We start from the raw sequence: 25,093 nt of genomic DNA, 5'->3' as shown, positions 1-25,093 counted from the left end.
CCGATTGGTTCAACTAATAATCAGTGGGGATGAACAAAACCCCCACTGATTAAAGTTTCACTTTATTCGGAGCGACAGGGGATTTAGCGAAACGCAAAATTTACCCTGCTTTATATAAACTATTTAGTAATCAAAATATACCACAATCTATTTCGATTATCGGTATTGGCAGAAGGGCAATGTCAGATGTGGAATTTCAAACAAAGGTAGAACAATCCCTTGCTACATTTTCTAGAATATCTTCTGATGACGAATCAGGAGTAGAAGAATTTATTAGCACATTTCGTTATTGTCAATTAGATACAGCGAATATAGTGGGCTATCAAGATTTACTGAGCCTTGTAAAAAAGCGTGAAACAGAATTAAATATTTCTGAAAACCGTATGTTTTATCTATCTGTTGTACCAGAAGTATTTGATGTGATTGCTTTAAATATTAAAGAGAGTGGATTGTGGACTACAAAAGGATTAAACCGTCTTATTATAGAGAAGCCTTTTGATTATAATGTAACGTCTGCTCGCGAGTTTAACCGAAAATTAATTGAAGATTTTGATGAAACTGATATTTATTATATTGATCATTATCTTTGAAAATGAATGGTAACTAGGAATACACTTAGAAAAGTATTACAAAATAAATAGTATTTAATTCAAGACATTTTTATTGACGATAATAATTTATGTGGTTAATATACTAGACATAGGATTACTTAATTACTAAAAGTAATCAGATATAAAATGTTTCGTTAAATCCTATAAATAAGTAGGTTGTAGTAGAAATGCTTTGAATTGCCACTATTAATATTGGGGACAATGAGAGAGCGAAAGGTATAAAAAGAATTGGAATTAGATAACTCTTTGTTTTTTATAAAAACAGGAAGTATAAGAGTATGAGCTTCTGTACAATTCATTTTTAGTATATTGAAGAGGATTATACAACAAGAGGGGGACTGAACTTGGAATCAATGACCTTTGTTTTATTTGGAGCGACAGGCGACTTAGCGAAACGCAAAATTTACCCCGCGCTATATAACTTATATAGAGATCAAAAGCTTCCAAAGCAAATATCTGTTATCGGGCTTGGAAGACGTCAAGTATCTCATGAAGATTTTCAAGAAAGAATAAAAGAATCAATAGAGACGTTTTCTCGTCAGAGGGAAGAAGGTACTCCGGAACTGGAAGGTTTTTTAGATAATTTTCGCTATTGTCCATTAGATGTGAGTAAGCCGGAAGACTATGAGAGATTATTACAAGTCGTTCGTGAAAGGGAAGAAGAACTACATATAAAAGGTAATAGAATGTTCTATCTTTCAGTTGCTCCTGAATTTTTCGAGACGATTGCTTTAAATATTAAGGAAAGTGGACTCGATAAAACAGATGGATGGAAACGCCTAATGATTGAGAAACCGTTTGGGCATGATCTTACATCTGCTCGTGAGCTGAATGATAAGCTTAGTCGCACGTTTGAAGAAGACGAGATATACCGTATCGATCATTATTTAGGTAAACCGATGATTCAAAACCTTGAAGCGCTAGAATTTGCAAATCCTGTTCTCCAGTCGATTTGGAATAAAGAACATATAGCGAATGTACAAATTACAGCTAGTGAAACGGTTGGGGTTGAAGAAAGAGCTGGATATTATGATCACGCAGGAGCCATTCGAGATATGGTTCAAAATCATATGTTACAAATATTAATGATGACTGCTATGAATCTGCCGGAAAAGGTTAATGCGTGTGAAATTCGAGAGGAAAAACGAAAAGTAATGGAGACGCTTCGTAAAGTGAAAAAAGAAGACGTTCAAAACCATATCGTTCGCGGTCAATACGCTTCAGGAGAGATAAAAGGCGGGCAAGTTGTAGCATATAAAGAGGAACCAGGAGTAAATCCTTCTTCTAACATAGACACATTTGTTGCTGCTCGCTTGTGGATCGATAATCCGTTTTGGACTGGCGTTCCATTTTATATACGAACAGGAAAACGAATGAAAGAAAAGTCTACTCGTATTGTAATCGAATTTAAAAATACGTTAAAACAGCAATATCAAGATAATAATCCAAATGCAGAACCTAACTTATTAATAATTGAAATTAGCCCAGGTGAGAACGTTTCATTACAGTTAAATAGTAAAAATCCATTGAAAAATGGAGAAATTGAACCGATGCGTATTAACTTTACTTGTGAGCAAGCGGATGTGGGAGTACCTGAAGCGTATGAAAGACTCATTCATGATGCTGTGAGTGGAGACGCTACATTCTTTGCACATTGGAGAGAAGTTGAATTGTCATGGGAATGGGTACAACCAATTCTTGAAGCATTCGAGGAGAACTTATTACCACTTTATGAATATGAGTCTGGTTCATATGGTCCAGATGCGTCTCATGAATTATTGCAAGAAAGTGGATTTAAATGGTGGTTAGATCAAGAAACGGAAAAATAAGTACTTTCTTTCATGAAAGCATTTAGGGGGACAATTACTATGACACAAAACATAAATCAATTAGCAGTGAATACACTTCGTACGTTATCAATTGATGCTATTAATGCGGCAAATTCAGGTCATCCAGGTCTTCCGATGGGAGCAGCACCGATGGCTTATGCATTATGGGCGAATCATTTAAATCACAATCCGAATCATCCGAAATGGTTTAACCGTGATCGATTCGTTTTATCAGCGGGACACGGATCGAGCCTACTGTATAGCTTACTTCATTTAGCTGGATATGACGTATCAATTGATGACTTGAAAAGCTTTAGAAAGTTAAATAGTAAAACACCAGGACATCCTGAGTTTGGTCACACTTCTGGAGTTGAAGCGACTACAGGACCGTTAGGACAAGGGATTGCAAATGCTGTCGGAATGGCAATGGCAGAAGCTCATTTAGCAGCAAAGTTCAATAAGGATGGTCACTCTATTATAGATCATAATACGTACGCATTAGTTGGAGACGGTGACTTAATGGAGGGTGTCGCTTATGAAGCGATGTCAATGGCAGGGCATATGAAACTTGGCAAGTTAATTGTACTGTATGATTCAAATGAAATTTCACTTGATGGTGAATTAAACATTGCTTTTTCTGAAGATATTCAGAAAAGAGTAGAATCTGCACATTGGCAATATGTAAGAGTTGAGGATGGAAACGATGTTGATGCTATTACAAAAGCTATTACATTAGCGAAAGACAATACGGATCAACCTACTCTTATAGAAATTAGAACCATTATAGGTTATGGAAGTCCAAAAGTTGCTGGAACGAACAAAGCACATTGTAATCCGCTTGGAGTAGAAGAAGCAACAGCGACAAAACAAGTGTATGGTTGGCATTATGAGGAAGACTTCTTTGTGCCTGAAGAAGTAACAGCTCATTTTAATGATCTAAAACAAAAAGGTATTGAAAAAGAGAACGAATGGAATAAGCAGTTCAACGTATACAGAGAGTCGAACCCTGCACTAGCAGATGAATTAGAAAAAGCGATTACAGGTGAAGTTTTAATCGAAGCGAAAGACATTTTATCCTTTGATACTGAAAAAACGATTTCCACTCGTGTTGCAAGTGGGGAAGCTATTAATCATTATGTGAAATCGATTCCTTCTATTTTCGGTGGAAGTGCGGATCTTTCTCATTCTACGATGACAGATATAAAAGGTGAAGCAGTATATGCAGTAGAATCGTATGCTGGCCGCAATATATACTTCGGTGTACGTGAACATGCAATGGGAGCGGCAGCGAATGGACTGGCTCTTCATGGAGGAGTAAAACCTTTCGTAAGTACATTCTTTGTATTTAATGATTATCTTCGTCCATCGATTCGACTGGCTGCATTGCAAAAGTTACCAGTTACTTACGTATTTACACATGATTCGATTGCTGTAGGAGAAGATGGTCCAACGCATGAACCAATTGAACATTTAGCAGCTCTTCGGGCAATTCCTGGTTTAACAGTTATCCGTCCGTCAGATGCAAATGAAACAGCGAGTGCGTGGGCGTATGCATTACAGCAAACGGATGGTCCAATCGTTTTAGTACTTAGCCGTCAAAATTTACCGGTGTTTAATGAAACGAAAGCGAACATAGAGAATCTTTCTAAAGGAGCTTACGTATTAACACAAACGAATGAAAATCCGGATGTGATTTTAATTGCGACAGGTTCTGAAGTATCCTTAGCTGCTAGTGCGAAAGCAAAATTAGCAGAAGATCATGTTTCTGTTCGCATCGTTGCAATGCCGAGCTGGGAGTTATTCGATCGCCAATCGAACGAATATAAAGAATCCGTTCTTCCGTCTTCTGTAACGAAACGAGTCTCTCTTGAGATGGGTGTATCTCTTGGATGGGAGCGTTATGTAGGACAAGAAGGCAAAGTACTATCAATTGAAACATTTGGAGCTTCAGGTACTGGAGCTGAAGTCATGAATCTATTTGGATTTACAACAGAAAATGTTGTTCAAATTACAAAAAATGTGTTGAATTCTTAATCTATGAATGTGAATACCTTTCTGGACAAATCAACTTATGGGTGCTGAAAGGTATTCAAAATTGTAGTGATATGAATTTTTAATAAAAGATGATTTGAGGAGGAATTATATCATGCAAGTAGGATTAATTGGTTTAGGTAAAATGGGATTAAATTTAGGGAAAAATTTAATGGATCATAAACATGAAGTAGTAGCATTTGATTTAAATACGAGCGCAGTAGAAGAAATGAAAGAGTACGGGGCAACGGGTACATCTAGTTTAAGTGAACTTGTTCAGTCATTACAATCACCAAGAATTCTTTGGGTAATGGTACCACACGCTGTTGTTGATTCTGTTATTGATGAGGTTACACCACTTTTATCAAAAGGAGATATTCTAATTGAAGCTGGTAATTCACATTATAAAGAGTCTATCCGCCGATATGAGCAATTAAAGAAAGATGGCATTCACTTTATGGATGCAGGAACTTCTGGCGGAATGGAAGGCGCTCGTAATGGTGCTTGTTACATGATCGGAGGAGATCAAGAAGCTTGGGACATCGTTGAACCTATCTTCCGCGATACTGCTGTAGAAAATGGATTCTTGTATGCTGGAAAAGCTGGTAGTGGTCACTTCTTAAAAATGGTTCATAACGGAATTGAATACGGTATGATGGCTGCTATTGGTGAAGGATTTGAGATTCTAGAGAAAAGTGAATTTGACTACGATTATGAAAAAGTATCAAGAGTATGGAACAACGGTTCAGTAATTCGTTCTTGGTTAATGGAATTGACTGAAAATGCATTTTCTAAAGATGCAAAACTGGATGAAATTAAAGGCGTTATGCATTCTTCTGGTGAAGGAAAATGGACAGTAGAAACAGCATTAGACCTTCAAACAGCAACTCCTGTTATCGCAATGTCTCTATTAATGCGCTACCGCTCATTAGACAATGATACATTTACAGGAAAAGTAGTAGCAGCTCTGCGCAATGAATTTGGCGGACATGCAGTAGAAAAGAAATAAAGTGAAACTTTAATAAGTAGGGGCTTTATTCCACATCAATCGGGCTTTTACGGGATAAGCATATTAAACATGTAACTCATCAACGTTTAAAAACTGGAGGGAATTGATCATGAAATTTTTTATTGATACTGCAAATCTTGAGGACATAAAAAAAGCATATAAACTTGGAGTTTTAGCTGGTGTTACAACGAATCCTTCTTTAGTAGCAAAAGAGGGCGTTAAGTTTGAAGACCGTATCGCAGAAATTTGTCAGGCAGTGCCTAAAGTGGAGTCTGTTTCGGCAGAAGTAACGCCAGATGCTGTTACAGCTGAAGAAATGATTGCTCAAGCAGAAGAATTAATTAAAATTAACGGTGGCGATAAAAACGTCACGATAAAACTTCCAATGACGCTAGCAGGATTAGAAGCTTGTCGCTATCTTACTGAAAAAGGTGTGAAAACGAACGTTACACTTATTTTCACTGTGAACCAAGCACTTTTAGCTGCTCGAGCAGGTGCAACGTATGTTTCTCCATTTTTAGGACGCTTAGATGATATTTCTGAAGATGGTGTACTATTAGTTGCTAAAATTGCTGAATTATTCGATGTTCATCAATTAGATACACAAATTATTGCGGCTTCTGTCAGACATCCAGATCATGTAACTCGTGTAGCGATGGCAGGTGCTCACATTGCAACAATCCCTTATAAAGTAATCGAGCAACTTGCTATGCACCCATTAACAGACCAAGGTATTGAGAAATTTGCTGCGGATTGGGCGAAAGCTCCTAAATTATAATGCATGAAAGTGAAGGTGCTTTCCGAAAATTGCTTTTCATGAGAGGACAAATCCTAAGTAACTTCATCGTTTAAACTGGATCCTGATTTTGTAGTCTTACTACGTGAAAAAAGCAGAGATGAAAGTGTCATTCACTTTTAAAAAAGGAAAAATTGATCGCGCGAAGCGTTTATCACAATAACATTATAATTATGAAAGAGAAATCCCCTTATTAGAGAGATGAGTTATAGTGTATCTCTAATAAGGGAGATTCTTTTTATATAAATCATTATGATGTGAAGATGCTTTTAAACGTATAGCAATATGTAAAGGTATCTTTTACTCAAGTAAGAACTATATAGGTTCTTTTAATTATATAGTAATTATGAAAGGGTTTACATAAAGGGGGATTGAGTATGAATATGTACCTTTTAATTATTACATTATTATCAATTGTAATTGTTATTTTAGGGGTATCGTGGTGGAGATGGCATGCGTTTATTAGTTTAACGGTTGCAAGTTTGTTTTTAGCAATTATGTCTGGAATGCCAATGGATAAAATAGTGAGTGCTTATGAAACGGGAGTTGGAAGTGTTCTCGGGCATTTAGTAGGTATTTTAGTATTAGGTACAATTTTAGGGAAAATGATGGCAGAGTCAGGTGCTGGAATGCAAGTGGCAGAGTTCTTTATTAAATCCTTTGGGATAAAAAACTTACCATGGGCTATGTTAATTGCAGGTTTTATTATTGGAATTCCGGTGTTTTTTGAAGTAGGTATTTTAATATTACTGCCGTTAGTAATTTCAATTCATAAAACAACGAAACAAAATATTTTATTGATAGCATTACCAGCAATTGCTGGGCTATCTGTCGTACACGGCCTTGTTCCTCCGCATCCAGGGGCAATTGTAGCAATTGGTATTTATAAAGCGAATCTTGGGAAGGTACTATTGTATTCACTCATTATTACATTTTTTGCAGCGATTATTGCAGGTCCTATATTTGCGAAATGGATTCACAAACGTGTAATTCCTGAAAATGAGCCAGAATTGATTCGTGTAAATACAAAATCAACGAAATTACCAGGAATAGGAGTTTCATTTTTAGTTATTTTGTTACCTGTTATGTTAATGGTTTTAGCTGCAGCAGCTCCTTATGTGCCTCTTTCTAATACTTTGATGAAGATTGTCACATTAATCGGTAGTCCTATAATTGCACTATTGATTGCATGTTTTGCGGCGTTCTATTTTCTTGGATTTCGTCAAGGTATCGATAAAAAAGCTATTAAGAAGATAACAGAAGATAGCTTATTACCAATCGGTTCAATTGTTGCGATTATTGGTGCCGGCGGGGGATTTAAGCAAATTCTTATCGATAGTGGTGTAGGCAATGCTATTGCTCAAATGTCTGAGCATTTAGCTCTATCCCCAATTGTATTAGCATTTATAGTAGCAGGATTAATTCGAATTGCGACAGGGTCAGCGACAGTCGCTTTAACAACAGCAGCGGGTATCGTTTCGCCAATCGTTGAAAATACAACAGGTGTGAACTTAGAGTTACTCGTTATTGCAACAGGTGCAGGAGCATTAATGTTGTCACACGTAAACGATGCTGGTTTTTGGATGGTAAAAGAATACCTAGGGTTAACAGTGAAAGAAACATTTAAAACATGGACAGTATTAGAAACGTTACTTTCATTTATCGCTTTTGGAGGAGTTTTACTACTCGATATGTTTGTTTAAGATAAAGATGTTTCTATTTAGATAATTGTGGCATACAACGTTATCAATAGATAAAAGGAATGTATTTTTATGGTGGGATACTGTAACAATTTTTTGTTAGGAGGAAGAAATGGTGAGCTCAAAATATATGATTGGTGTAGACATTGGAACAACTAGTACAAAATCAGTTCTATTTTCTACTGATGGATCTGTTATTGCTAGTCATGGAATTGAATATCCTTTATATTCTCCTACGCCTGAAACAGCGGAACAAGACCCAGAAGAAATTTTTCGTGCAGTAATAAATACGATTAAAGAAACTGTACGATCAAGTAGTGTACAGCCAAGTGATATTCTTTGTGTCTCTTTTAGTTCGGCAATGCATAGTATCATTGCCGTAGATGAAAAGGGAGAGCCGTTAACGAGATGTATCACTTGGGCAGATAATAGAAGTGCAAGCTGGGCGGAGAAAATAAAGAATGATATGAATGGTCATGAAATTTACCTTCGTACTGGGACACCAATTCATCCGATGTCACCACTTTCGAAATTAGTTTGGCTACAGAATGAGCAGGCAGAGTTATTCGCAAAAAGTTATAAATTCATTTCTATTAAAGAATATGTTTTTTACAAGTTATATAAAGAGTATGTAATTGATTATTCTATAGCGTCAGCAACAGGGATGTTTAATTTGAAATCTTTAAAATGGGATGAAGAGGCTTTACATGTTGCGGGAATTACAGATGAAAAGCTTTCTAAACTTGTTCCAACAACGCACAGTTTAACAGGATTAGATGAAGAGCTTGCCAAAGAGATGAATGTACTTGTTTCTACGCCTTTTGTAGTAGGAGCGAGTGATGGAGTACTATCTAATTTAGGTGTAAATGCAATAGATCCTGGCGTTGTGGCTGTTACAATTGGTACAAGCGGTGCGATACGTGCTGTAACAAATCGTCCTGTAACAGATCCAAAAGGTAGAATTTTTTGTTATGCGTTAACTGAAGACCATTGGGTAATCGGTGGACCAGTTAATAATGGCGGTATGATTTTCAGATGGGCTCGTGACCAATTGGGTACTTCAGAGATTGAGCTTGCAAAGCGTTTAGGGAAAGATCCATATGAAGTACTTACTGAAATAGCAGCAAAAGTGAATCCTGGATCTGACGGTTTATTGTTTCACCCGTATTTAGCAGGGGAAAGAGCTCCTTTATGGAATGCAAATGCACGAGGATCTTTCTTTGGACTCGGATTGCATCATAAGAAAGAACATCTTATCCGTGCTGTTTTAGAAGGAGTAATTTATAATTTATATACGGTTCTTCTCGCTTTAAAAGAGTTAATTGGCGAACCGAAAAAAATTCAAGCGACAGGCGGCTTTGCAAGGTCGGAACTTTGGAGACAGATGATGGCGGACATCTTCCATCAAGACGTATATGTTCCGGAAAGTTTCGAAAGCTCTTGCTTAGGAGCTGCAATCCTCGGTTTATATAGTTTAGGTGAAATAGATACATTATCTGTAGTTTCTGAAATGGTAGGTGCAGATTTCCATCATGAGCCAAACATGGAAAGTGTGGAAAAATATAAAGATTTAACGCCAATCTATATCCGTCTGTCCCGTCAATTGGAAGAAGAATATGAAAGTATAGCAGCGTATCAAAAAAAGTGGGTTTAAAAGCTATTTACCAAGAAAATATGGTAACGTATAAAGAGGTACTCCGATTTTTTAGGATACTCTTTCAACATAAAATATTTTAAGAAGCATGATGAACGAAAAATATAGGGAGAGAGGGTTATGAAAATGAAGGATAACAAAGAGTTTATTGGATATGTTGGAACTTACACGAAAGAAAATAGCGAAGGAATATATAAGTTTACTTTAGACACAGAAGCAAAAAAAATTAGTAATGTAACACTTGCCGCTAAGCTGGATAACCCTACATATGTAACGATTAACCGAAAGAATGAATATCTCTATTCTGTTGTTAAGGAAGGCGAATCTGGCGGTGTAGCTGCGTATTCCATTGATAGTCATACTGGAGAACTAATAGCGAAAAATAGACAAGTAGTAGAAGGTGCTTCTCCTTGTCATATTAGTGTTGATAGTGGAAATCATACAGTAGTTACAGCGAATTACCATAAAGGAACGATTGAGTCTTTTGAAATAAATGAAGAAAATGGAACTGTAAATCCTGCTTCATCTATTATGGCACATGAAGGTTCAGGTCCGAATAAAGAAAGACAAGAAAAACCACATGCACATTACGCGGGGTACACTCCTGATGAAAAATATGTAGTGGGCGTTGATTTAGGGATAGATAAAATAATTACGTATGAAGTAAAAGATAGTACATTAACAGAAGTGAATCGTTTATCTGTAAATCCAGGAAGTGGTCCAAGACATATTACTTTTCATCCGAATGGAAAGTATGCGTATGTGATGACGGAGCTTAGTTCAGAGATTATTGTGTTAACATATAATCCTGCAGAAGGATCCTTTACAGAATTACAGTATATTTCTACTGTTCCAGAAGAGTTTGATGAAAATAATCAAGGAAGTGCGATTCATATTTCTTCTGACGGCCGTTTTGTATATGCAGGTAATCGTGGTCATAATAGTATCGCTGTTTATAGCGTAGATCAAAATTCAGGTCAGCTTACATTTGTTGAACACACATCTACAGAAGGAAATTGGCCAAGAGACTTTGTATTAGATCCTACTGAAAAGTTCCTTGTTGCTACAAATGAAAAGTCACATAGTCTTGTGTTATTTTCAAGAGATGAATCTACAGGTAAGTTAACACTTTTACAATCTGATGTTGCTGTGCCAGAGCCTGTTTGTGTGAAGTTTGTAAATGTTTAAGTTGTGTTCGATATAATTTCATAAACTTAGAAAATAATAAAAAGCAAAGCGATATCGCTTTGCTTTTTATTATTTCTTTTTCGGTCTACGTACTAATTCGCCGCCGCAGTTTGGACAAACGTTATGTCTTTCTTCTGTACATGGTGCGCAAAATGTACATTCATATACACAAATGTATGCTTCAGAATCTTGTTCGAGCGATTGATCGCAAATTTGACAGTTTGTTTTCATTTCTAGTGCCATAATAAGTCTCCTTTTTAGTTAGAAAATTTATAATTTAATTATAATTCATTAAATAGAAATAGTCCTTTTCAATTGAAAGGAAATCGAATAATAAATTTATGAATTGAAACGAAAGATGCTGGTTTATTTTAAAATTGATTATTTATTACAGTTGGAATATTATGAAATAGTCAAAAGACAACAGGGGGTATAGATTTTGACTAATCATAACGATCATTTAAAAGCAAAATGCGAAAAATGCTTCGGTCTATGTTGCGTTGCATTACCGTTTGCAGCATCGGTAGATTTTGCAGTGAATAAAGATGGTGGTAAACCATGTTCCAACTTACAATCAGATTTTAAATGTAGTATACATAAAAATCTTAGAGGAAAAGGTTATAAAGGTTGTACAGTATTTGAATGTTTCGGTGCTGGGCAGAAGATTTCTCAGGGTACGTTTAAAGGGATTGATTGGAGGAAAGATGCAAAGCATGCAAGAAAAATGTACGATGCTTTTCCGGTTATGCATCAACTTCATGAAATGCTTTGGTATTTGAATGAAGCGATTCTTTTAAAGGCAACACAGCCAATTCATAAAGAGCTGGAGACCGCAATTGAGGAGACAGAGCGACTTTCGAATTTAAATCCAGATGAGTTAATGAAAATAAATGTTCCAATGCATAGGGCAGAGGTGAACATTCTTCTTTTAGAAACGAGCGAATTAGTATGGAAGGAAATGAATACTGCGCGTAAGAAACGAATCATTCACCGCGGAGCAGACCTTATGGGAGCGAATCTGAAAAAGAAAAATTTACAAGGTGCAAATTTAAGAGGAGCTTACTTAATTGCGGCTAACTTAAATGGTGCAGATTTAAGAGGAGCAGATCTCATCGGAGCAGATTTGCGAGATGCAGATATTCGCGGGACTGATTTTACAAATAGTATTTTTCTGACGCAAGTTCAAGTAAATGCGGCGAGAGGGGACAAATATACGAAATTACCGAAATTATTGTCCCGTCCATCGCATTGGAGTGCGTAAAGAGTGAGGAGTATTTAGTGTGGATATATTTCAGTATTTAGAAGAGATGCAAGAGGATGTCTTTTCGTTAGCAGTAGAGCAAATAGAAGCGAAGTATTATGATATTTGTTGCATGTTGGCGTCTACAGAATATGCAGAACGAATTAAAGTAATTGATGTAGAGTCATATAAGGAAAGTATTCGAGTAGGTTTGGATGCAGCTGTAGAAATGGCTACTAATGAAGAAGCAAAAGCGATTTATTTTGAGTATGACCTTGATAACGAGTGGACTAGTCAGTTTTATATTTGTGAGGAGTATGCTCCACTTGAAGAAGAGGATGATGATTGGGCTTCTGAATGGACATATGATGTTGAGGGACCGGGGTCTGTAGAATTAGCGGATATGTATAATGAAAATGGCTTTGACACAAGTGAAAAAGCAATCGGTATCACTTTATATTTAATTGCTAAAACGCTGTGTAGTTTTATAAGTGTACGTAGTGAAGTGCAAAATAATATACCGATTTGTATTGGTTTTCACGACCAAGATCCAATAATGCGAACAGGCAGAGATTAAGAATCTCTGCCTGTTTTGTTATTTCTTTTCAAAAGTAGTAATTAAAACACTACATATAATAAGAATACCACCAATAAAAAAGTTACTATTTAATGTTTCATTTAAGAGCAACCAACCAAGTAACGATCCAACGATAGGTTGGAAGAAGAAAAATAAGGAACCGATGCTCGCATCCAGTAATTCTAATCCTTTATTCCAAAGGAAAAAGGCACCTGCTGTTGAGACGATTCCTAAGTATAATACGCCTAATATTACGTACGTATTTACTGTTCCGATAGAGGCCGTTTGTAGCTCCCATATCATAAAAGGTGTAATAAAAAAGAGTGAAAAGAAAATTGCGTACGTTGTAATAACTAAGGATGAAAATTGGATTGAAGCGATTTTTACATAAATAGATAGTAAAGCCCATGTAATAGCGGCTCCAACTAAAATGATTGTCCCAATAAAATAGGAGCCAATTTCGATATCCCACCCGATTACGATAATGACACCGATTGTCGCTATTATAGTAGATAAAAGTCTACGAGCAGTTAGTTTTTCTTTCAAAATGAGCGCTGCAAATATAACCATAAATGCAGGTGTAGCTGATGTAACTAACGAGCCTGTATGAGCGTCGGATAATTTTGTTCCGATAAATTGGCATGTGATCGAAATGAAATAGCCGATAAATCCAATCCAAGCGAATAGGAGCCAATCTTTTTTGCGAATGACTACTTTTTTCTTTTGCTTTTTCTCAGCTATTTTCAAAATGAAATACAAAACAACAAAAGCGATAATAAAGCGTAGCCAAACGAGTGTTAGTGGTGGGATAAAATCGAGTACGTATTTGCTAACAACATACATACCGCCCCATATACTTGCTGCTAGTGATAAGCATATAGCTCCTAAAATTGTTTGTTTCATGTAAAGTACCTCCGTCTATTTTTAGGGTAATATGAGTTCCCTAAGACGAGGCATAGTGTATGTGCTAAATGAATGCCCGTCTTAGTTTATAGACGGCCTACAGGTTGATCATTTTCGAATGAAGTGTTGTAGTACATGCGTGCATTCCCCCTTCGTATTTTATAATGATATTATAACTTAATTTTCAGTTTATTGGGGGTGTTTATTGTACGGAGTTGGTTCTTTAGAAAATGGAAATTGTCTAAGAAAGCATAGTATATGGTAGAAAAACATATTTTAAAAATAAAAGAAACCAATTACATAACTGAGAAGTATATTAAGAGTAGGATGAAAAAGTAGATTAATAGAGAAAGAGGAGGAGAATATTATAACTACAACCGTTATTTCTCATTTTTACAATGAAGAGTATTTATTACCATGGTGGCTTAAGCATCATACGAAACTGTTTGATCATGGCATTTTAATTAATAAAGGTTCTACAGATCGTTCAGTCGAAATTTGTAAAAAATTCGCACCGCATTGGGAAGTGCGAGATTCTGTGAATCCAGAGTTTGATGCATTTGCGACAGATCATGAAGTAATGATGGTAGAACAAGAAGTAAAAGGATGGAAAATGATTTTAAATACGACTGAGTTTCTTTGTGTGCAAGATAAAAATCAGTTTTGGAAATCACTAAATGAATTGGGAGGGAGGATGTATTGGCTAGAAGGGCTTATTATGGTCGATAATCTTAACTATAATTATCCGGACCTTAACTTTGGAATCCCTTTAATGAAACAACGATTTCACGGTTATTTACCAGAAGATTGGGCGTTATGGAGAAGAGGTAGATTTATTCATAACCATGAACACGGAAGTTATACGGTTGGAAGACATTTATCCGCGCATGAATCTATGAGCTATCCACCTCTTGCTTGTATATTATGGTTTGGATTTAGTCCGTGGAACGATGCGATGAGAAAGAGAAAGTTACAAATTGGTCCGACTCTTTCTGAAGCTAGTAAGCATGGAGGAATGGGTACGCATCATATTGTTACGCCGGAAAGATTAGAAGAATGGTATAAGGAATTAGCGAGAGGAACGAAGGATTTACGGTTTAATGCTGCGTATCGTTATGTTTTTGTATAAATGATTTCCACCATAAAATTGTTTCTTCAATGCCAGTATTTAAATCGTATTGTGGTTTCCAGTTTACTTCAGTCTTTAAACGTTCTACACTAACGCCGACGAATAAAGGTTCATCCTTAGAGAAGGGAATTGCGCCTAGTTTAATTAAATGTTCTTTCCCTATTTTTTTAGAGATGATAGAAGCTAGTTCTTTAATTTGTACAGATTGACCTGAAGCGATATTGATGGTGCCTGTAACGCCATGTTCTAATACTGTTACGAGAGCGTCAGCGACGTCACTCACATGGAGGAAATCTCTCGATTGTTTTCCATGTGTACATAGTGCTTCCTCGTTTTTTAATAAGGAAGTGATAATGTTCGAAAAGAGCCGATTACCTTGTTCGTGAGGGCCATACATATGAAAAATGCGGCCCCAACACATGCTGAGGCCTGTTTGTTGTGCATACGTTTCTAACCAGGAGTGCAGTGCATTTTTACATAATGAATACGGGGTTTTATAGGAAAGAAGCGGTGAGTCTTCAAATAATACGCCGTTAAACCATTCATATTCTGCGCCAGTACCTGCAACGACGACGCGCTTTCCGCCGCATGTTGTGAAGTGTTGAATCAATGAAATACTAGACTTTAGCCAATAGTAATTATTAATTGAAACATAGCATGCTGGTGGTACTGCTTCCCAAGCAAGGAGAATGAGATGGCTAGGCTGAACGTCGTAAATGAATTGTTTTACTTCGTCATCGCGAAGCAAGTTTACTTTATACCAATGGCAAGGGAGGTGAGAGGGTTTATTTTTATTGTACGTGGCGTGTACTTCATATCCCTTTTGTATAAGTGAATGTACGACATATTTACCTATCCAGCCACTACCACCTGTTACAACAACTTTTTTCATGGCTCGATCACCTCAATTTCTGGAACCGCCACTAAAAATTTACCGCCCCATTGACGAATGAAAGAGCATTCTTTCATAATTTCGTCTTTCAAATTCCAAGGAAGTATGAGAATGTAATCAGGTTTTGTACGTTTAATTTCTTCTGGAGATTTTATTGGAATACGAGTTCCTGGTAAAAGAAGATTTTGTTTGTGAGGATTTTTATCTACTGTATAAGCTAGAAATTCTTTACCTATCCCGCAATAATTTAAAAGGGTGTTCCCTTTAGCTGGAGCACCGTAACCGATAATTTGTTTGTTTAAAGCTTTCGCTTCAATAAAAAACTTTAAAATATTTATTTTCAATTGTTCCACTCGTTTAGAAAAAAGTAGATAGCAATCTAAAATATCTAATCCGTGGTCGACTTCTTTTTGAATTAATTTTGTAACATTGGAATGGATAGTGGATCGGGCACTTAGATGGTTTATAAAAATACGCAATGAACCACCGTGTGTTGAAAGCTCTTCTACATCAACAATCTGTAAATGATGATGAGCTAAAATTTTTTGAAGGCTTATGAGTGAGAAGTATGAGAAGTGTTCATGATAGATAGTATCGAACTGCTTAAAAGATATAAGATTCAATAAGTGCGGGAATTCAATTGTTATCGTACCATCACGTTTTAATAGTGTTTTTAAACCAGCGACAAAATCATGCAAGTTTGGAACGTGCGCTAATACGTTATTTGCGACGATTAAATCAGCTTGTGGCAATTTTGTTGCTAAGTCATTACTGAAAAAATTCACATGAGTAGGAATTCCTTTTTGGATAGCGATGTCTGCTACGTTTTTTGCTGGTTCAATTCCCAGCGTCTCGATATTTTCTTTTTGAAAGTATTGTAATAAGTACCCATCGTTACTTGCAATTTCAATTACTTTTGAATGTTTCGTTAAGTTGAAACGCTTAATCGCCATTTCTACGTATTGTTTAGCGTGTAGTAGCCAACTTGAGGAGTAAGAGCTGAAGTATAAATAGTTATGGAAAATATTTTGCGGGGATTCAAATTCATCTAGCTGTACGAGTAAACAAGAGTGACAAACAAATGTGTGCAGCGGATAAAAAGGTTCCATTTTATATGAAGTTTCAGGAGCTACAAATGAATTAGCGAGAGGGGAAACGCCCAAATCTAAAAAAGTGTTGGTTAGTAATGAGTGGCAAAAACGGCATTTTTTCTGTTCCATTTTATAGCCCCCTTATAAATTTTTGAATGCATCGATTTGTTGTCGTGTGAAAGATTCTATATTTTCACCAGATGCATATTTTTTGTACCAATCAACAGTCCAAGCGATAGAATGATCTGTTGATAACTTAGGAGTCCAGCCGAGTTTGTTTACTGCTTTTGTACTGTCCAGTGTTAAGATAGGTGATTCATAAGGAGTATTTGTAGAGGGGAAAAGGATTGTTAGTTGTTTATTCCATAATTTTATTACAGATTGAATGACATCATAAACTGTTCTGTTAGGTTCGTTCAACGGGCCGAAATTCCACGCTGTTGCATATTCGGCGTCTTGCCAAAGATTTTCAGCTAAAAGAATATAGCCGTGTAAAGGGTCTAATACGTGTTGCCACGGGCGAATAGCGTTTTTGTTTCTAATATTTAATGTATCATCTTGTAAATATGCACGAATGATATCTGGGAATAATCGATCTTCTGCCCAATCACCACCGCCGATGACGTTACCTGCTCTGACTGAGGCAAGTTTAAGAGTGTTAGTGTGGAAGAATGATTTTTGATATGACGTTGCAACTAGTTCAGCACAAGCTTTACTAGCACTATAAGGATCAAAGCCTCCTAGTCGGTCTTTTTCCACAAATGCTCGGTCGCCACTCCCGTCATTTTCATAACATTTATCACTTGTCACATTAATAATGATACGTACGCTTTCGCTGTATTTTGCCGCTTCTAGTACGTGAACAGTTCCTAAAACATTCGTTTTAAATGTATTAATGGGATTTTTGTATGAAGTGGTTACGATTGGCTGAGCTGCTAAATGAAATACTATGTCGGGTTTATGCTGATTTATGGCATGGAATAAAGAATCATAATCTGTAATATCGCCTTTCATTGTCGTGCACTCTTTTGCTACGTTACATTGTTCAAAAAGATTAGGGATTGATGGAGGGTGAGAAGAGTATCCAATTACCTCTGCGCCTAAAGAACTTAAGAAAAGGGTGAGCCAAGAGCCTTTAAATCCAGTATGTCCCGTAATAAATACTTTTTTCTTATTCCAAAAAGATGATGAAGCCATATTACCAAACCTTCCACGGAGCGTTATTACTTTCCCATAGCTCGACTAATTTATTTTTATCGCGCAATGTATCCATCGGATGCCAAAAACCAGAATGTTGATATGCGGCCAATTCATTTTTGTTTACTAACTGAACTAAAGTGTCTGTTTCAAAAACAGACTTATCTCCACTAATGTAATTGAAAACTTCAGGATTTAAAACGAAAAATCCACCGTTAACCCATCCGCCATCACCTAATGGTTTTTCTTGAAAAGATGTTACAGACTGTTTATCTAATATGAGAGAACCAAATCTACCAGGAGGTTGTACGGCAGTAACAGTAGCCATTTTCCCATGTTGTTTATGAAATGTAATAAGTTCTTTTATATTTACATTACTTAATCCATCACCATAAGTGAGGCAGAAAGGTTCGTCTCCGACATAATTTTGAATCTTTTTCACTCGGCCACCCGTTTCGGTATTTACACCAGTATCGATTAGTGTAACTTTCCATGGTTCTACACAATGAGAATGGCTAGTAATTGTATTATCGTTTAACTGTATTGTGAAATCAGACATGTGTAAGTTGTAATTTAGAAAGAACTCTTTAATTGCATATCCTTTATAGCCTAAGCAAATAATAAACTCAGTAATCCCGTAATGACTATACAAACTCATAATGTGCCATAGAATGGGTTTTGTTCCAATTTCAATCATAGGTTTCGGTTTTAAATGTGTTTCTTCCCCAATTCTTGTACCGTACCCACCAGCAAGAATAACAGCTTTCATTTTTTCCTCCTAAAATAAAAATTTATTATTTATACAGTATTCATGTTTTATGCAAATGAGATTGTTTTTGATTAAGCGAATGAAAATGTTTGAGGTGATGACGATGCAGAAAATATTACAGTTTGAATTTTGGGAATAATTCTTGATATTCAGGGTTATGACGGAGGTCTTGTGTTAGGTTACTAAGCTCTAAAAAACGTATGTCCAGTACTTCAGGAGATTGACCGTAATGTGTTTGAAGCCCCATTTGAACACCCCTTTTTGAAAGGGTAGGTGTAATTTGTAATTTTCTTGCCTTTGATTGTTCATTCCAAGGGCTAAAATAAAATTTTAAAATAAATGAAGGATAGTCATAAATTATATATCCATGCCGCGAATGGTGTCTACCAGGTAAATATGCACCGTCTAGATGATTGTGAATAAATCTCCAAGCACATCCGAGATTTGGGTTATAAGGGAAGACACCGTGGTATCGCTGTTCTACTAAGGGGATAGAATATCTAGGCTTTGAATAATTATAATTATGATTATCTATCATTAAAATCATTCTAATCGCATACATGTTTTGGCCTAGTGTATGGAGAGATGAAAAAAATTCTTCAGTACTATTACAACAAAAGAATTCAGTAGTATTTAAAACGATTTTCCAACCTGAAACTTCTCTTTCAATTTCCATCACTTCAATATCAGTATTAGTTGGATCAAACTCAAGAAATCTGGAATTTCGTATTTCCCAGTGGGGTGCTAATAGTTTACAAATCTCTACGGAACGATCTGTAGACCCTCTATTAATTAAAATGCCGTGATCGAATATTTTCGTGTGATGCATAAGCCACCATGGAAGTAGGTATTCTTCATTATAAAAATGAGAAATGATTGTCTTTTTCATATTAATTTCCTCCTATACAAGCAATCATTATTAGTAGGATATGCTTTTAAATAAGAAAGGTTAAAAGGTGCAGACAATGTAGTGATTAGGTAATAGTTTAGTAATTTTATTGTATGAGTGTAGATTACTCGTATTGAATAATAATAGCTGGAGATTGGAATTATGTATAAATTGTGAATAATAAACCGTCACGTTTGACTGTACAGTTTATGTGTTGTATGATGTAAGTAATATAAACAAGGGGGGAAGATCGTTGGGAAGGTGTATCGAATCGGACAGTTGGCTCTCATGGCTCACGTGTCGAAACGAACGATTGATTATTATACGAATCTAGGTATCTTAAAAGCGGAGCGATCTCAATCTAATTATCGCTATTACGACGAAACAGCATTTGAGACATTACAATTTATTGAGAAGTGCAAAGAAATGCATATGCCGCTTTGTGAGATTAAAGAGAAAATCGAGGAGAAGAAGAAGCTGCTCGGTATCAATGAACACGTTTCGAAACAAGTGAATGAAGTGACAGACCATATTCATCGATTAGAAGTGGAGCTTACAGAGTTAAAGCCGCTTTTAGATGAATTGACTGATTCACAACGTGAAAAAATATCGAAATCTTTATCTGGTCAAACGACAGCTTTAATACAGACACTTGCTCTATTATTATAGAATAGGTGAAATCCGACCTCTTTAATTTTTGTATCGGGCTATGTTTTCTAACAAACAAATAAGAAAACATTATAGTATACAGGAGGTGGACACCTTAGTTTTTTAACTAAGGGGATTCATTGGAAATATTTAATTTAGTCATGGTTGCGATTTTAATCGCATTTACTGGATTTTTCGTAGCAGCAGAGTTTGCGATTGTAAAGATACGTTCAAGCCGTATCGATCAGCTTGTTGCGGAAGGAAAACGCGGTGCTTTAGCAGCGAAAAAGGTAACAACAAATTTAGATGAATATTTATCTGCTTGTCAATTAGGTATTACAGTTACAGCTATGGGATTAGGTTGGTTAGGTGAACCGACAATTGAAAAGTTATTACACCCGTTATTTGAGAAATGGAACTTAAATCCTTCTATTTCATCAGTATTAACATTTGGTCTTGCTTTTATGATTATGACGTATTTACACGTTGTAGTAGGAGAATTAGCTCCAAAAACGATGGCAATTCAAAAGGCTGAAAGGGTAACGTTATTATTGGCAGGTCCATTAATGATGTTCTATAAAGTAATGTATCCATTTATTTGGGTATTGAACGGTTCAGCTCGTGTGATAACTGGTTTATTTGGTTTAAAGCCAGCTTCAGAACATGAAGTAGCTCATACAGAAGAAGAATTACGTCTTATCCTTTCAGATAGCTATGAAAGTGGCGAAATTAATCAAGCTGAATACAAGTATGTAAATAACATTTTTGAATTTGATAATCGTATTGCAAAAGAGATTATGGTACCGCGAACAGAAATCATTGGTTTCTACCTGGAAGATTCAGTAGAAGAACACATGAAAGTAATCCAAAATGAGCGATACACACGTTATCCGATTTTTGGAGAAGATAAAGATGATATTATCGGTATGGTCAACGTAAAAGATTTCTTTATTCGATATATGACCGAGGATCAAAAAGATTTATCATCTATTCGCTCGTATATGCGTCCGATTATTGAAGTGATGGAAACGACTCCAATTCACGATTTATTACTTCAAATGCAGAAGAAGCGAATTCCGATGGCTGTTTTATATGATGAGTACGGAGGAACAGCCGGAATTGTAACGCTTGAAGATATCTTGGAGGAAATCGTCGGCGAAATTCGTGACGAATATGATGAAGATGAAGCACCACCAATTCAACATGTGAACGAGCAACATATCATTGTTGATGGAAAAGTGCTTATCTCAGAAGTGAAAGATTTATTTGGATTACACATCGAAGAAGATGATGTAGATACAATCGGTGGATGGATTATGATGCAAAATCATGAAATCGAAGAAGGACAACACGTTGAGGCAGAAGGTTATGAATTTAAAGTTTTAGAAAAAGACGCTTACCAAATTAAACGTGTTGAAATTCGTAAGATGGAACAAGAACAAGAAGAAGAGAAAGCAGCAACTGTGTAAGTTGCTGCTTTTCTTCTAAAGTACAAAAAATGAGAACTTAGGAGCGGATATTTTGATTCAAGAAGCCTTACGTGTATATCGATTACAATTGTATGTGATCTTTAGTGGTTTACTACTTATGTGGACGATTACTCCGTTTGGAAAACAAGTGACAGGGTTTGGTATTGGATTAGCAGTAAGTGCCTATTGTCTTTGGTTATTAGCTCGCAGAGTGGAGAAGCTTGGAAAAAGTATTGTAATGAAGGAAAAGGCTCCTGGATTAGGAGTTTTAAACCGATTTGCAGCTGCTATTTTAGGAGCTATCATCATGTATGAAATTGAGCATGAAATGGAAATGTGGGCATTCGGTACAGGGATTTTAGGTGGTCACTTTTTAATGATTGCAAATTTAGCTTATGCAAATATGCAATTAGTGAAAGAAGAAGAGAAACAAAGGGAACATGCTTCGAAAAACATAGAGCTATGATGAAAGGGACCTAATCGGGTTCCTTTTTTAGTTTAGCGATATTATACCAGTAATCAAATTAACGACAAATATAATACGCTTCTTTTTTGCGTTTTTCAATAGTATGAAAAATAATAAAAAAATTTTAAAAAACCCATCGATTTCTAAAGGTTATGTATGTTATTATGACAAAAGACTTTTTGAAAGAGGTGGATACCAATGTTACAAGCGCTACTTATTTTTGTGCTTCAAATTATTTACGTTCCAATTTTAACAATCCGTACGATTTTGCTTGTAAAGAATCAAACAAGATCCGCTGCTGGTGTTGGATTGTTAGAAGGAGCTATTTACATTGTCAGTTTAGGTATTGTGTTTCAAGATTTATCAAATTGGATGAACATCGTTGCCTATGTCATTGGCTTTAGTACGGGACTGTTATTAGGCGGTTATATAGAGAATAAATTAGCAATTGGTTATATTACGTATCAAGTTAGTTTGCTAGACCGTTGTAATGAATTAGTAGATGAATTACGCCATTCTGGATTTGGTGTTACAGTATTTGAAGGTGAAGGAATTAATTCTGTACGTTATCGCTTAGATATCGTCGCAAAGCGTTCTAGAGAGAAAGAGCTTTTAGAAATCATTAATGAAATTGCACCGAAAGCGTTTATGTCTTCGTATGAAATTCGCTCGTTTAAAGGTGGATATTTAACGAAGGCGATGAAGAAGAGAGCGTTAATGAAGAAGAAAGATGAACATGCATCGTAAAAAAGAGGAGTAGTGCTGTATTAAAAGCGCAGTATAAGTCCAATTGTAAAAGAGAGGAATCTATTTTGATGTGGATTCCTCTCTTTTTTTATGGGAAATATTCATCTATTAATTAAAAAAACTAAATCGTATAATTATTTTTTTTTACTCATTCTCAAATTAATGATTAGCCATACAACTTGAATAAATACCGGTATAATAAACGCGATTAATAAAACGATAAGTGATATTGATTTAATTTCGGGTGTTTGAGTAACACCAGCACCATCAACATCTCGTAGCCAAATAATAGCTGCCCATATTCCAAAAATGATAATCCAAAATATGTTACCAATCCACCAAGAAATCCATCGTTTTTTCATGTTAGCACCCCCTACATTTATCTACTGTTAAAAGTATATTTTCGTTTGTTACATTTATAATGAAACAACTTTAAAATCAGTTTTTAACTGTATATCTAACTTGTTTGAAGGTTACTATTTCTCCATCATCATCATCGTCTTTCGTTTGTAAAAGTTGAACTTTTGGTTTGTAGTCCGTCCTATGAGCGTGTTCGATATCTTTAATGTTAAGTTTGTAGGATTCACCATTTTTTAGTTTTTGTTCCAACACTTTTTTATTAGCAACATAAATAAAAGTTACTTTATTTTCATCAATGCCTTTAGTTTTAATTTCTAATTCATTGTCTTTTGCTGTAATCGTTGGTGTTAATAATTTCATACTGCCTTTCCCGCTTTCTAAAGAATTCTCTGCTATAGTTGAACATCCTGATAATATGATTCCAGTGAATAGAAGAACAGCTAATTTCTGTTTCATAACATCCCTCAATTCCATGTGATTTTTGATTTTGGTATTGCTAGATTACTAGTGTGGAGCGTAAATGTTTAGTTAGTACCCTCTTGATTGTACCATAATATGTAAAATGAAACAGGATGTATATCCAATTTAAGGGAGAATGAAAGTTTACTTATTGCCGTAAATTAGTATTTTTACAGTAGGCATATATCTTCTTTAGGAAATCCTTTTTCATATTTAAAATATGTAATGAAATAAAACCAATAAGTCCTATTCCACCGAAAATAAGCCATGGTGTATACATTCCGCTTAAGTTGGCTGTAAAAGATGTACCGGTATAATTACCGATGATAAAGCCAAATGCGAGTGATAGTTGATAAAATCCGAAGAAAGTGGCTGTATATGATTCATTACTGTAATTTGCAATAGCGATATCAGCGTTAGGTAATACGAGTGTTTCACCGATTGTAAATAAAATTACACAAATAAAGAGCCAATATGGGTGTTGAAATAAAGGAATGAGTAAAAAGGAAATACTCATTAATAAAACACCGTATTTAATAATCGAAAGTGTGTTGTATTTGTGGAATAATTTTCGGAATAATACCATAAATATGACGCCTGTTATCGCATTTATCGTAATAACGAGTGTAGCAAGTTGATTGCTATTACTAATGTTTTTCATATGAAGTGGAAGTGCGACAGTAAGCTGAGTAAACATAATGTAGAAGAAAATCATGATAAAGGAAAACAGAAGGAAAGACTTGTTTTGTAAGATGGCCTGTATTCCTAATGTAATAGACGTGTTTTCAGTAGTGACTTGGAAGTGATTTTTAAGTAAGTAAAAGATAAAAGCGAATAACAGCATAAGAGATCCTGTTAGAGAAAAAGCGTAGATTGGATCGAGTAAGAGTAAGAACCCTCCGGCAATTGGTCCAATTATTGCACCGCAATTAAAACTAAGATTTAAATATATAAATAATTTTTTTCTTGTATGAGCTGGTTGTGAGCCGAATATGGCGCGCGCAGCAGGCTCATAAAATGCAGTTCCAAAGCCGATAAGTGCAGAAGAAATAGAAATGGTATAGAAATCAGAGCATATTCCTAAAGCGATAAATCCAATTCCTCTTAAAAATAATCCAGCTATCATCATAATGATATATCCTATTTTGTCAGCGATTAATCCTGAGAATAAAGGGATAACGCGTGATGTAATTATCATAACCGTTAACACTGTCCCTACTTGCAAAGTTGAAAAATGAAGAAAGGTTAATAGGTAAATAGCTAAAAATGCGTATACCGCAAAATACCCAAAAGACATAAAAAATGAAGAAATAAGCATGAAACGTATCGGTATTGGGAAACTTTTCATAGAACTCCTCCTAATATTGTAACCAGTAAAATGATTTAACGGTTAACTATTTTATATTATAATTATACATAAAGTCAGAAAAAAGTAAATT

The 25,093-nt window shown here is 35.6% G+C and carries 24 protein-coding genes and 1 pseudogene; 15 read left to right on the top strand and 10 right to left on the bottom strand.

Going from position 1 to position 25,093, the window contains the following annotated elements:
• Window positions 1–74: 74 nt before the first annotated feature.
• The 8 genes and pseudogenes from RT27_RS16670 to RT27_RS16635 all read left to right on the top strand — a co-directional run.
• A pseudogene (locus tag RT27_RS16670) lies at window positions 75–590 on the top strand (glucose-6-phosphate dehydrogenase); the annotation flags it as partial.
• A 365-nt stretch (window positions 591–955) separates the two neighbouring features.
• Window positions 956–2,440, top strand: coding sequence for a glucose-6-phosphate dehydrogenase (zwf, locus tag RT27_RS16665; protein WP_043936693.1), 1,485 nt, complete (start codon window positions 956–958; stop codon window positions 2,438–2,440).
• A 39-nt stretch (window positions 2,441–2,479) separates the two neighbouring features.
• Window positions 2,480–4,474, top strand: coding sequence for a transketolase (tkt, locus tag RT27_RS16660; RefSeq protein WP_043936692.1), 1,995 nt, complete (start codon window positions 2,480–2,482; stop codon window positions 4,472–4,474).
• Between the two features lie 112 nt (window positions 4,475–4,586).
• On the top strand, window positions 4,587–5,480 hold the full coding sequence (gene gnd / locus RT27_RS16655; RefSeq protein ID WP_001195925.1) for a phosphogluconate dehydrogenase (NAD(+)-dependent, decarboxylating): 894 nt from the start codon (window positions 4,587–4,589) through the stop codon (window positions 5,478–5,480).
• A 109-nt stretch (window positions 5,481–5,589) separates the two neighbouring features.
• On the top strand, window positions 5,590–6,258 hold the full coding sequence (gene fsa, locus RT27_RS16650) for a fructose-6-phosphate aldolase (protein ID WP_000667692.1): 669 nt from the start codon (window positions 5,590–5,592) through the stop codon (window positions 6,256–6,258).
• Window positions 6,259–6,653: 395 nt separating this feature from the next.
• On the top strand, window positions 6,654–7,979 hold the full coding sequence (gene gntP, locus RT27_RS16645; protein ID WP_001057600.1) for a gluconate permease GntP: 1,326 nt from the start codon (window positions 6,654–6,656) through the stop codon (window positions 7,977–7,979).
• A 109-nt stretch (window positions 7,980–8,088) separates the two neighbouring features.
• Entirely contained in the window at window positions 8,089–9,630 is a 1,542-nt protein-coding gene (gene gntK, locus RT27_RS16640; protein ID WP_000254953.1) for a gluconokinase, read from the top strand.
• A 120-nt stretch (window positions 9,631–9,750) separates the two neighbouring features.
• Window positions 9,751–10,818 carry a lactonase family protein gene (locus RT27_RS16635; protein ID WP_043936691.1) on the top strand — a complete coding sequence of 356 codons (1,068 nt, stop codon included), beginning with the start codon at window positions 9,751–9,753 and terminating at the stop codon, window positions 10,816–10,818.
• A 69-nt stretch (window positions 10,819–10,887) separates the two neighbouring features.
• Here the strand turns inward: RT27_RS16635 and RT27_RS16630 are convergent, their stop codons facing one another.
• The gene (locus RT27_RS16630) at window positions 10,888–11,061 is read right to left on the bottom strand and encodes a DUF1272 domain-containing protein (RefSeq protein ID WP_001162788.1); all 174 of its coding nucleotides are present in this window, start codon (window positions 11,059–11,061) and stop codon (window positions 10,888–10,890) included.
• Window positions 11,062–11,257: 196 nt separating this feature from the next.
• Here RT27_RS16630 and RT27_RS16625 point away from each other — a divergent pair, with 196 nt between their 5' ends.
• Both RT27_RS16625 and RT27_RS16620 read left to right on the top strand, forming a co-directional pair.
• Entirely contained in the window at window positions 11,258–12,079 is an 822-nt protein-coding gene (locus tag RT27_RS16625; protein ID WP_043936690.1) for a pentapeptide repeat-containing protein, read from the top strand.
• Window positions 12,080–12,098: 19 nt separating this feature from the next.
• Complete coding sequence (locus RT27_RS16620) at window positions 12,099–12,635, top strand: hypothetical protein (RefSeq protein ID WP_043936689.1); 537 nt, start codon at window positions 12,099–12,101, stop codon at window positions 12,633–12,635.
• Window positions 12,636–12,653: 18 nt separating this feature from the next.
• On the opposite strand, the gene RT27_RS16615 is transcribed toward RT27_RS16620, so the two are convergent.
• Window positions 12,654–13,538: a DMT family transporter gene (locus RT27_RS16615; protein WP_016080879.1), complete on the bottom strand. Its 885-nt coding sequence runs from the start codon at window positions 13,536–13,538 to the stop codon at window positions 12,654–12,656.
• A gap of 343 nt (window positions 13,539–13,881) precedes the next feature.
• On the opposite strand from RT27_RS16615, the gene RT27_RS16610 reads away from it, so the two are divergent.
• Window positions 13,882–14,667: a glycosyltransferase family 2 protein gene (locus tag RT27_RS16610; RefSeq protein ID WP_082044878.1), complete on the top strand. Its 786-nt coding sequence runs from the start codon at window positions 13,882–13,884 to the stop codon at window positions 14,665–14,667.
• Here RT27_RS16610 and RT27_RS16605 read toward each other — a convergent pair.
• The 5 genes from RT27_RS16605 to RT27_RS16585 all read right to left on the bottom strand — a co-directional run bounded on the left by RT27_RS16605 (window position 14,636) and on the right by RT27_RS16585 (window position 19,505).
• The gene (locus RT27_RS16605; protein WP_043936687.1) at window positions 14,636–15,559 is read right to left on the bottom strand and encodes an NAD-dependent epimerase/dehydratase; all 924 of its coding nucleotides are present in this window, start codon (window positions 15,557–15,559) and stop codon (window positions 14,636–14,638) included. The two genes, RT27_RS16610 and RT27_RS16605, sit on opposite strands and share 32 nt — an antisense overlap.
• Window positions 15,556–16,779: a class I SAM-dependent methyltransferase gene (locus RT27_RS16600; RefSeq protein WP_016080882.1), complete on the bottom strand. Its 1,224-nt coding sequence runs from the start codon at window positions 16,777–16,779 to the stop codon at window positions 15,556–15,558. The genes RT27_RS16605 and RT27_RS16600 overlap by 4 nt, the downstream gene beginning before the upstream one ends.
• A gap of 12 nt (window positions 16,780–16,791) precedes the next feature.
• A complete protein-coding gene (rfbG, locus tag RT27_RS16595) occupies window positions 16,792–17,847 on the bottom strand; it encodes a CDP-glucose 4,6-dehydratase (protein ID WP_016080883.1) in 1,056 nt (351 codons plus the stop codon).
• A gap of 1 nt (window position 17,848) precedes the next feature.
• Window positions 17,849–18,616 carry a glucose-1-phosphate cytidylyltransferase gene (gene rfbF / locus RT27_RS16590; protein ID WP_016080884.1) on the bottom strand — a complete coding sequence of 256 codons (768 nt, stop codon included), beginning with the start codon at window positions 18,614–18,616 and terminating at the stop codon, window positions 17,849–17,851.
• A 115-nt stretch (window positions 18,617–18,731) separates the two neighbouring features.
• The gene (locus tag RT27_RS16585) at window positions 18,732–19,505 is read right to left on the bottom strand and encodes a glycosyltransferase family 2 protein (RefSeq protein ID WP_043936686.1); all 774 of its coding nucleotides are present in this window, start codon (window positions 19,503–19,505) and stop codon (window positions 18,732–18,734) included.
• Window positions 19,506–19,766: 261 nt separating this feature from the next.
• Here RT27_RS16585 and RT27_RS16580 point away from each other — a divergent pair, with 261 nt between their 5' ends.
• The 4 genes from RT27_RS16580 (at window position 19,767) to RT27_RS16565 (ending at window position 22,835) form a co-directional block, all read left to right on the top strand.
• Window positions 19,767–20,174 (top strand): MerR family transcriptional regulator, encoded by a 408-nt coding sequence (locus RT27_RS16580; protein ID WP_000285639.1) that lies wholly within the window; start codon window positions 19,767–19,769, stop codon window positions 20,172–20,174.
• A 119-nt stretch (window positions 20,175–20,293) separates the two neighbouring features.
• Window positions 20,294–21,622: a hemolysin family protein gene (locus RT27_RS16575; protein WP_000402255.1), complete on the top strand. Its 1,329-nt coding sequence runs from the start codon at window positions 20,294–20,296 to the stop codon at window positions 21,620–21,622.
• 52 nt (window positions 21,623–21,674) lie between these two features.
• The gene (locus RT27_RS16570) at window positions 21,675–22,088 is read left to right on the top strand and encodes an ATP synthase subunit I (RefSeq protein ID WP_000613876.1); all 414 of its coding nucleotides are present in this window, start codon (window positions 21,675–21,677) and stop codon (window positions 22,086–22,088) included.
• 198 nt (window positions 22,089–22,286) lie between these two features.
• Window positions 22,287–22,835, top strand: coding sequence for a DUF2179 domain-containing protein (locus tag RT27_RS16565; protein ID WP_016080887.1), 549 nt, complete (start codon window positions 22,287–22,289; stop codon window positions 22,833–22,835).
• Window positions 22,836–22,969: 134 nt separating this feature from the next.
• Here the strand turns inward: RT27_RS16565 and RT27_RS16560 are convergent, their stop codons facing one another.
• From RT27_RS16560 to RT27_RS16550, 3 genes are all read right to left on the bottom strand, one after another.
• The gene (locus RT27_RS16560; RefSeq protein ID WP_016080888.1) at window positions 22,970–23,197 is read right to left on the bottom strand and encodes a DUF3923 family protein; all 228 of its coding nucleotides are present in this window, start codon (window positions 23,195–23,197) and stop codon (window positions 22,970–22,972) included.
• A 76-nt stretch (window positions 23,198–23,273) separates the two neighbouring features.
• Window positions 23,274–23,669: a hypothetical protein gene (locus tag RT27_RS16555; protein ID WP_082044879.1), complete on the bottom strand. Its 396-nt coding sequence runs from the start codon at window positions 23,667–23,669 to the stop codon at window positions 23,274–23,276.
• Window positions 23,670–23,802: 133 nt separating this feature from the next.
• Window positions 23,803–25,002, bottom strand: a complete 1,200-nt coding sequence (locus RT27_RS16550; protein WP_043936684.1) for an MFS transporter — start codon at window positions 25,000–25,002, stop codon at window positions 23,803–23,805.
• Window positions 25,003–25,093: the final 91 nt, after the last annotated feature.

Source organism: Bacillus sp. L_1B0_5, from assembly GCF_000836715.1.
Classification (GTDB): domain Bacteria; phylum Bacillota; class Bacilli; order Bacillales; family Bacillaceae_G; genus Bacillus_A; species Bacillus_A thuringiensis_S.
Note: the sequence above shows the minus strand (reverse complement) of the source record. Positions and strands in the feature narration are given on the sequence as shown.

What these genes read in the sequence shown, in the direction of transcription:
- RT27_RS16585 (WP_043936686.1), bottom strand. Translation starts at nt 19,505, where the DNA reads ATGAAAAAGACAATCATTTCTCATTTTTATAATGAAGAATACCTACTT.
- RT27_RS16560 (WP_016080888.1), bottom strand. Translation starts at nt 23,197, where the DNA reads ATGAAAAAACGATGGATTTCTTGGTGGATTGGTAACATATTTTGGATT.
- RT27_RS16635 (WP_043936691.1), top strand. Translation starts at nt 9,751, where the DNA reads ATGAAAATGAAGGATAACAAAGAGTTTATTGGATATGTTGGAACTTAC.
- RT27_RS16605 (WP_043936687.1), bottom strand. Translation starts at nt 15,559, where the DNA reads ATGAAAAAAGTTGTTGTAACAGGTGGTAGTGGCTGGATAGGTAAATAT.
- rfbG (WP_016080883.1), bottom strand. Translation starts at nt 17,847, where the DNA reads ATGGCTTCATCATCTTTTTGGAATAAGAAAAAAGTATTTATTACGGGA.
- gntP (WP_001057600.1), top strand. Translation starts at nt 6,654, where the DNA reads ATGAATATGTACCTTTTAATTATTACATTATTATCAATTGTAATTGTT.
- RT27_RS16630 (WP_001162788.1), bottom strand. Translation starts at nt 11,061, where the DNA reads ATGGCACTAGAAATGAAAACAAACTGTCAAATTTGCGATCAATCGCTC.
- tkt (WP_043936692.1), top strand. Translation starts at nt 2,480, where the DNA reads ATGACACAAAACATAAATCAATTAGCAGTGAATACACTTCGTACGTTA.
- gnd (WP_001195925.1), top strand. Translation starts at nt 4,587, where the DNA reads ATGCAAGTAGGATTAATTGGTTTAGGTAAAATGGGATTAAATTTAGGG.
- fsa (WP_000667692.1), top strand. Translation starts at nt 5,590, where the DNA reads ATGAAATTTTTTATTGATACTGCAAATCTTGAGGACATAAAAAAAGCA.
- gntK (WP_000254953.1), top strand. Translation starts at nt 8,089, where the DNA reads ATGGTGAGCTCAAAATATATGATTGGTGTAGACATTGGAACAACTAGT.
- RT27_RS16615 (WP_016080879.1), bottom strand. Translation starts at nt 13,538, where the DNA reads ATGAAACAAACAATTTTAGGAGCTATATGCTTATCACTAGCAGCAAGT.
- RT27_RS16600 (WP_016080882.1), bottom strand. Translation starts at nt 16,779, where the DNA reads ATGGAACAGAAAAAATGCCGTTTTTGCCACTCATTACTAACCAACACT.
- rfbF (WP_016080884.1), bottom strand. Translation starts at nt 18,616, where the DNA reads ATGAAAGCTGTTATTCTTGCTGGTGGGTACGGTACAAGAATTGGGGAA.
- RT27_RS16565 (WP_016080887.1), top strand. Translation starts at nt 22,287, where the DNA reads ATGTTACAAGCGCTACTTATTTTTGTGCTTCAAATTATTTACGTTCCA.
- RT27_RS16555 (WP_082044879.1), bottom strand. Translation starts at nt 23,669, where the DNA reads ATGGAATTGAGGGATGTTATGAAACAGAAATTAGCTGTTCTTCTATTC.
- RT27_RS16550 (WP_043936684.1), bottom strand. Translation starts at nt 25,002, where the DNA reads ATGAAAAGTTTCCCAATACCGATACGTTTCATGCTTATTTCTTCATTT.